The sequence below is a fragment of the Kitasatospora nipponensis genome (assembly GCF_039528135.1).
In the GTDB taxonomy this organism is placed as follows: Bacteria; Actinomycetota; Actinomycetes; order Streptomycetales; family Streptomycetaceae; genus Kitasatospora; species Kitasatospora nipponensis.
On record NZ_BAAALF010000049.1, the window covers coordinates 39,656 to 46,888 of the forward strand.

General features: G+C 72.7%; 7 protein-coding genes. 1 reads left to right on the forward strand and 6 read right to left on the reverse strand.

Annotated features, from left to right (window positions below):
* The 3 genes from rpsP to proS form a co-directional block, all read right to left on the reverse strand.
* Positions 1 to 432, reverse strand: coding sequence for a 30S ribosomal protein S16 (gene rpsP / locus ABD323_RS16475; RefSeq protein ID WP_344442345.1), 432 nt, complete (start codon positions 430 to 432; stop codon positions 1 to 3).
* 233 nt (positions 433 to 665) lie between these two features.
* Positions 666 to 1,289 (reverse strand): hypothetical protein, encoded by a 624-nt coding sequence (locus tag ABD323_RS16480; RefSeq protein ID WP_425556023.1) that lies wholly within the window; start codon positions 1,287 to 1,289, stop codon positions 666 to 668.
* Positions 1,290 to 1,592: 303 nt separating this feature from the next.
* The gene (proS, locus tag ABD323_RS16485; protein ID WP_344442347.1) at positions 1,593 to 3,005 is read right to left on the reverse strand and encodes a proline--tRNA ligase; all 1,413 of its coding nucleotides are present in this window, start codon (positions 3,003 to 3,005) and stop codon (positions 1,593 to 1,595) included.
* A gap of 199 nt (positions 3,006 to 3,204) precedes the next feature.
* Between proS and ABD323_RS16490 the strand changes: the two genes are divergently transcribed.
* The gene (locus tag ABD323_RS16490; RefSeq protein WP_344442348.1) at positions 3,205 to 4,029 is read left to right on the forward strand and encodes a class I SAM-dependent methyltransferase; all 825 of its coding nucleotides are present in this window, start codon (positions 3,205 to 3,207) and stop codon (positions 4,027 to 4,029) included.
* 93 nt (positions 4,030 to 4,122) lie between these two features.
* Here the strand turns inward: ABD323_RS16490 and ABD323_RS16495 are convergent, their stop codons facing one another.
* The 3 genes from ABD323_RS16495 to ABD323_RS16505 form a co-directional block, all read right to left on the reverse strand.
* On the reverse strand, positions 4,123 to 4,647 hold the full coding sequence (locus ABD323_RS16495) for a GNAT family N-acetyltransferase (RefSeq protein WP_344442349.1): 525 nt from the start codon (positions 4,645 to 4,647) through the stop codon (positions 4,123 to 4,125).
* 162 nt (positions 4,648 to 4,809) lie between these two features.
* Positions 4,810 to 6,375 (reverse strand): signal recognition particle protein, encoded by a 1,566-nt coding sequence (gene ffh, locus ABD323_RS16500; protein WP_344442350.1) that lies wholly within the window; start codon positions 6,373 to 6,375, stop codon positions 4,810 to 4,812.
* 89 nt (positions 6,376 to 6,464) lie between these two features.
* Positions 6,465 to 7,233: ACT domain-containing protein (locus tag ABD323_RS16505; RefSeq protein WP_344442351.1), on the reverse strand; the 769-nt coding region annotated here is incomplete at its 5' end.

The window sequence follows — 7,233 nt, forward strand, 5'->3', positions numbered from 1 at the left end:
TCAGGCCTCGGTGGAAGCGGCGTCGGCCTCGGCCTCGGCCTTGTCCGACTTCTTGGCCTTCGGGGTGATGGCGACACCGGTGGTGGCGTCCTCGAAGCCGGCGACGGCCTTCGCGAACAGGTGCGAGAAGTCCTCGACCTTGGGCTCGGCGACGAGCAGCGGCGCCGGGGCGGGCAGGCCCTTGAACTTCTGCCAGTCACCGGTCAGCTTGAGGATCGCGAGGACCGGCTCGGTCGGCTGGGCGCCGACGGACAGCCAGTACTGGGCGCGGTCGGTGTCGACCTCGATCTTCGAGGGGTTGTACGTCGGCTGGTAGATGCCGATCTCCTCGATCGCGCGGCCGTCACGCTTGGTGCGCGAGTCGGCGACGACGATGCGGTAGTGAGGGGAGCGGATCTTACCGAGACGCTTGAGCTTGATCTTGACTGCCACGGGAGTGGATTCTCCAGGAGTTGACGTGGGTGAGCGGCCGCGCTCCCGCGTGGGGTTGCGGGGTCAGCCGTTCGAATGACACGCCAGCCGTAGGAGAGAGGGGTCCTGCTCGGCTGCCGGGTATCAGCTATCGATTGTGCCACACGACGTGCGGCTCCCCCGAACCGGGCGGACCCGGCCGGGGGAGGAAGCACTGCCGCGGCGGGCGGAGCCCCGCTTCGGAACGCGCCCGGTCACGCAATCTTGAACGGCTGCTGGCAGGCGCCGCAGACGATCGAGGCCTGCGCGAGCACCGACGGCACGACCCGGACGTTGCGTCCGCAGCCGCAGACCGCCTTCACCCGGACCCCGCCGCCCGACGAGCCGTGCCGGGCGGCCGGCCCGCGGAAGGCCCGCAGGACGCCGCCGTCGACGGAGCCGGCGACCGCCTGCTGGTGGGCGCCGAGCGCGCGCTCGAGCCGCTCGATGGTCGCCGCGTAGCGCTCCTCGGTCTCGGTGAGCATCGTCACCTGCGAGAAGCCGCTGCTGGCATGCGGCTCGACCGGGTGCGCCAGTCCGAGCTCGGAGGCGAGCAGCAGGAAGCGGCGGTTGTGGTAGCGCCCGGCCCGGGAGGTGTCCCGGATCTCGCGGGCGGCGGCCAGACCGTGGGCGGCCTCGTGCAGCAGCCGCTCGAAGCCGAGCCGGGTGCCGCAGGCCGAGGACGACTCGCCGATCAACGCCTCGGGTGAGGCGAGGTCGGGCAGGTCGCGATGGTGGGCCTGGATGTCGCTCCAGGCGGCGGCCAGTTCGGCCGCGAGGACGAGGGGCTGTGTCGTGCTCACGCTATGCCAACGAGGGAGTAGGTTCCGGCGTTCCATTCTTGGGAGTCCATCGGGAATTCCCGGCAAACTCCCAGCTGCGCGTGACAATGGCTGTTTTGAGCGTTCGATATCTGACGCAAGACCAACCCCCTCGGTGTCTGCACCCGTCGTTCCTCGCCGGGGCGACCGTTCCGGGGCACGGCGAATTGCCGTGCCAAGGCATCCGGCCCGGGACCCGTCGAGTTGACAGGGCCACGGGCCGTACACCGTACCGCTAGTTCGCCCGCACTGGGAGTTGACTGGCCAGTAGGCGAGATGCTGTCACCTACTGGTTACTCGGCAGGCGACTCGGCGGGGTAATCAGTACGCGCGGGCGACAATCGCGATATTGCCGTCCTGATCGTCGGAGGCCGGCACCGAACCGTCCGCGGCGATGATGCAACGCACCGAGACGCTCTGTTCCGCGAGCTTGGCCTCGCCCTCCGGACCGAGGTCGGCCCAGGAGATCCGGCCCCATCCGGTGGCGGCGGCCTCGACGGCCTCGTCGATGGTCTTCACGTCCACCGTGCGCGACTCGCGGCGCTCGCGGGACTGGCGCAGCAGCAGCGCCTGGTCCTCCTCGAGGATGCCCGGCAGCAGCGCGGCCAGTCCGTCGATCGCCACCGGCTCCTTGCCGCCGGGGATCCGGCGGGCCAGCATCGCGGTGCCGTTCTCCAGGTCGCGCGGGCCCACCTCGATCCGCACCGGGACGCCCTTGAGCTCCCAGTCGACCGCGCGGCGGCCGAACGGGGTGTCGGTGCGGTCGTCCACCACGGCGCGGATGCCGGCCGCCTCCAGCTGGGCGCCGATCTCGCGGACCTTGGCGATCACCGCGTCGTCGCCCTTGATCGCCAGCACGACGGCCTGGGTGGCCGCCAGCCGCGGCGGCACCCGCAGGCCGTTGTCGTCGCCGTGCGACATGATCAGGCCGCCGACCATCCGGGTGGAGACGCCCCAGGAGGTCTGCCAGACGTGCTCGCGCTCGGCGCCCTGCAGCTGGTAGGTGGTGTTGAAGGCCTTGGCGAAGTTCTGGCCCAGCTCGTGGCTGGTGCCCATCTGCAGCGCCTTGCCGTCGCCCATCATGCCCTCGAGGGTGAGGGTGTTGATGGCGCCCGCGAACCGCTCCTTGGCGGTCTTGCGGCCGAGCACCACGTCGATGCCCAGGATGTTGGTCATGAAGTCGCCGTAGACGTCCGTGTGGATCATCGAGGCGTAGGCGCGGGCGTCCTCGTAGGTCGCGTGCGCGGTGTGGCCCTCCTGCCAGAGGAACTCGGTGGTGCGCAGGAAGACGCGCGGGCGCAGCTCCCAACGGACCACGTTGGCCCACTGGTTGATCAGCAGGGGCAGGTCGCGGTGGCTCTGCACCCACTTGGAGAAGTACTCGTTGATGATCGTCTCGGAGGTCGGCCGCACGACGACCGGCTCCTCCAGTTCCTTGCCGCCGCCGTGGGTGACCACCGCGAGCTCGGGGGCGAAGCCCTCGACGTGCTCGGCCTCCTTGGTCAGGTAGGACTGCGGGATGAACATCGGGAAGTAGGCGTTCTGCGCGCCGGCCTTCTTGATCCGCGCGTCCATCTCCTGCTGCATCCGCTCCCACAGGCCGTAGCCGTACGGTCGGATCACCATGGTGCCGCGCACCGGACCGTTGTCGGCCAGCTCGGCCTTGTTGATCAGATCCTGGTACCAGCGCGGGAAGTCGTCCGCCTGGGGGGTGAGAACGGGAGCCTTAGCCATGGGCGAATCGTACGGTGCCCGCCCTGCCGAGTGTGAATCGGCGGTAAGGGGCGAGTGGGGGGCGCACGCCCGCCCCGCGCGGATGCTCCGGTGCACTCCGTCTGGACGGCGCGCCCGGGCCGCTGTTCGCTGGAGGCGGGGCGGAAGAGTCGGGGGGAGCATTCGCGGTACGTCCACGGACCCGATGGGAGGCCACAGGATGGCTTCAGCGCACGGCACAGTCCAGGCTCCGGACACCGAACCGGGGCTGGTCACGCCCCGGGCCGGCGCCCGGGCGCGCGACTGGGCGGAGATCCAGGAGCGCATGCTCGTACCGCTCTACGAGGCGGTCCACGAGCGGCTGGAGGTGGGGCCGGCCACCAGCCTGCTGGGCCTGGGCTGCCGCTCGGGCCTGGCCCTGCTGCTGGCCGCCGCCCGCGGGGCGCAGGTCGCCGGGGTGGAGCCCCGCGAGGAGCTGCGCGAGCTGGCCCGGGCCCGCGGACTGCGGGTCGGCGCGGTCGGGGCCGGCCCGCTGCCGGCGCCCCCGACGGCCCACGCGCTGGTCACCGTCTTCGACCCCTCGCGGCTCTGCGCCGACCCGCGCCGCACGGTGCGCGAGGCGGCCCGGCTGACGCTGCCGGGCGGACAGGTGGTGCTGGCCGGCTGGGGCCCGCCCGAGCGCTGCGAGAGCGCGGCGGTCCTCGAGGTGGCCCGGCGGCGCAGCGGCCCGCGCCCGGCGCCCGACCCGTTCGCGCTGAGCCGGCCGGGCGCGCTGGAGGAGCTCCTCGCCACCGCCGGTCTGCGGCCGGCCGGCAGCGGCCGGGTGAGCTGCCCGTTCGCCTACCCGGACCTGGAGAGCGCGGTGCGCGGGCTGCTCTCCACCGGGTGCTACGACGCGGCGATCGGCTACTCGGGTGAAGTGCCGGTGACCAAGGAAGTGATCGAGGCGCTGCACCCGTTCACCCACTCGGACGGCACGGTGCGGATGACCAACGTCTTCCGGTACCTGCTGGCCGACCGGCCGCGCCGGCCGGGCCCGCGCTGAGCACCGGTGCGCCGGCCCGGGCCGGGCCGGGCCGGCGCCGGGCGCGCAGGCACCCTGCGGACCGAATACGACCTTCCGTCAACAACGCTGCGACTACTGCGGAGCCGGCCACTCCTCCGCCGTCAGGGCGAACCGCTCGTGGTCGCGCCAGGCGCCGCCGAGGAAGAGCATCCGGGGCGTGAAGCCCTCGTGCCGGAAGCCCAGGCGCCTGGCCATCGCGATCGAACGCTCGTTCTCCGGCTGGACGTTGATCTCCAGCCGGTGCAGGCCCAGCCCGCCGGCCGTCTGGTCGGCGAAGCAGCGCCCGACCACCAGCCGCATCCCCTCGGTCATCCGCCCGGTGCCGTGGAACGGCACGTAGCTGTCGTAGCCGAGCGCGGCGTTGCAGTACCGGCCCATCACGATGTTGGCCACGTTGCACTTGCCGACCAGCCCGCCACTGGCCAGGTCGACGATCAGGAAGCTGCGCAGCCCCGGACCCTGACGCTGCATCAGGTCGGGCAGACCGTCCGGCTCGACCGGGTTCCACGGACGGATGTGCGCGGCGGAGCGCTGTACCGCCTCGGCGTACGGTCCGGCGTCACTGGGCCGGGGGGCACGGATGGTCACTCGCGTCATCCGGACATCATCGGGCATGACGCGAACGCCCCGCCAAGGCGGCGCCACGGCGGGCGCGGGCCCGCGCCGGCACGGCGACGGCCCGCCACCCCGGTGAGCCGGGGCGACGGGCCGTCGCCGGATCGCGCGCTGCGCGGCGCCGCGCAGCGCCGCCAGGACCGGTCAGAGCAGGTCCTTGAACTCCTTGGGGAGCTCGAAGTCGGCCGGCCCACGGCCGGCGCCGAGCCCGAAGGCGCCGCCCTGGGCGGGGGCCTGCTCGGCCGCGCCCGGGCCCAGCGCGCGGCGCTCGGCGGCCGCCGCCTCCTCCTGGGCCCGCTTCAGCGGGTTGCCGGACTTCTTGCGGCCCTTGGCGGCCGGGGCCTTCTTCGTCGACTTCTTGCCGCCGCCCATGCCCGGCATGCCCGGCATCCCGGGGATGCCCTTGCCGGAGGCCATCGCGGTCATCATCTTGCGGGCGTCGAAGAACCGCTCGACCAGGTTGTTGACCTCGCCGACGCCGGTGCCCGAACCCTTGGCGATCCGCAGCCGGCGCGAGCCGTTGATGATCTTGGGGTCGGTCCGCTCGGCCGGGGTCATCGACTTGATGATCGCGCCGACGCGGTTGACGTCCTTGTCGTCGATGTTGTTGATCTGCTCGCGGATCTGGCCCATGCCCGGGAGCATGCCGAGCAGCTTGGAGATCGAGCCCATCTTCTGGACCTGCTCCAGCTGCGACAGGAAGTCGTCGAGCGTGAAGTCCTTGCCGCCGCCCTGCAGCTTGGCGGCCATCTTCTCGGCCTCGGCCTGCGAGAAGGTCTGCTCGGCCTTCTCGATCAGCGAGAGCACGTCACCCATGCCCAGGATGCGCGAGGCCATCCGGTCGGGGTGGAAGGCGTCGAAGTCGTCGACCTTCTCGCCGTTGGAGGCGAACATGATCTGCCGGCCGGTGACGTGCGCGACCGACAGGGCCGCACCACCGCGGGCGTCGCCGTCGAGCTTGGAGAGCACCACACCGGTGAAGTCGACGCCCTCGAGGAAGGCCTGCGCGGTGGTGACCGCGTCCTGGCCGATCATCGCGTCGACGACGAACAGGACCTCGTCCGGGTTGACCGCGGCCCGGATGTCGGCGGCCTGCTGCATCAGCTCGGCGTCGATGCCCAGGCGGCCGGCGGTGTCGACGATGACGACGTCGTACTGCTTCTGCTTGGCGTACTCGATCGCGTCCCGGGCGACCTTGACCGGGTCACCGACGCCGTTGCCCGGCTCGGGACCGTAGAAGGCCACGCCCGCCCGGTCGGCCACCACGTTCAGCTGGGTGACCGCGTTGGGGCGCTGCAGGTCGCAGGCGACCAGCAGCGGGGTGTGCTTCTGGGTCTTCAGCCAGTGGCCGAGCTTGCCGGCCAGGGTGGTCTTGCCCGCACCCTGCAGACCGGCCAGCATGATCACCGTGGGGCCGGTCTTGGCGTACCGCAGCCGGCGGGTCTCGCCACCGAGGATGTTGACGAGCTCCTCGTTGACGATCTTGACGATCTGCTGCGCCGGGTTCAGCGCGCCGGAGACCTCGGACCCCAGCGCCCGGTCCTTGACCTGCTTGATGAAGGCCCGCACCACCGGCAGCGCGACATCCGCCTCCAGCAGGGCGATGCGGATCTCACGGGCGGTGGCGTCGATGTCCGCCTCGCTGAGGCGGCCCTTGCCCCGGAGGTTCTTGAACGTCGCTGCGAGGCGGTCGGAAAGAGTGTCGAACACGTCGGTCGCGGGTCCCTTGCGGCATCGGTATGAGTACGGTCGTCGCCCACCAGGGTATCCGCCCGGCCACGTGCGGGTCTCCACCGCGGTCAGCCCAGGGTGCTGCGCACCGCCGCGGCCACCTCCAGGGCCCGCTCCGGGGCCAGCGCCAGCCCGGCCGCGTCGGTCAGGTAGAAGGCGTCCACGGCCTCCGCGCCCAGCGTGCTGACGTGCGCGGTGCGCACCCGCACCCCCGCCGCGTCCAGCGCCCGGCCGATCCGGTGCAGCAGGCCGGGGGCGTCGTGGGCGCGCACCTCCAGCACGGTGGCGCTGGCCGAGGCGCCGCCCGGCGCCACCGAGACCACCGGCGGCGGGGTGGCGATCCCGCGCCGGCGCGGGGCGGCCGCGTCCCGCTCGGCGAGCTTGCGCCCGGTGTCCAGCGAGCCGTCCAGGGCGCGGCGCAGGTCCGCGCGCAGCCGGGACGCCTGCGGCAGCTCGCCGAACTCGGCCGCCACCCGCCAGGAGAGCAGCAGCACCGGGCCCGCGCCGATCGGGTCCAGCTCGCGCAGGGTCAGCGAGCGCACGGTGAGCCGGTTGAGCGCCAGCACCCCGGCGACCGTGCCCAGCAGGCCCGGACGGTCCACCAGGGCGAGCGCCAGCTCCACGCCCATCGGCTCGCCGGCCGCCGGGTCGTGGGCTTCCGGGGCGAGCACGGCGCGCAGCGACAGGGCCGGCTCCCCGGTGCGGGCCGCCTCCACCGCGAGCCGCTCCTCGTCCACCGTGAAGGTCACCGGCGCCACCGCCCCCGGGGCGGCGGCGCCGGCCAGCACGGCGGCCACCCGCTCGACCAGGCCGGCCACCAGCGAGGCCCGCCAGGTG

Excerpts from the sequence above, each read along its gene's own strand:
- ABD323_RS16495 (WP_344442349.1), bottom strand. The coding sequence starts at position 4,647 with ATGACGCGAGTGACCATCCGTGCCCCCCGGCCCAGTGACGCCGGACCG.
- proS (WP_344442347.1), bottom strand. The coding sequence starts at position 3,005 with ATGGCTAAGGCTCCCGTTCTCACCCCCCAGGCGGACGACTTCCCGCGC.
- ABD323_RS16480 (WP_425556023.1), bottom strand. The coding sequence starts at position 1,289 with ATGGAACGCCGGAACCTACTCCCTCGTTGGCATAGCGTGAGCACGACA.
- ABD323_RS16490 (WP_344442348.1), top strand. The coding sequence starts at position 3,205 with ATGGCTTCAGCGCACGGCACAGTCCAGGCTCCGGACACCGAACCGGGG.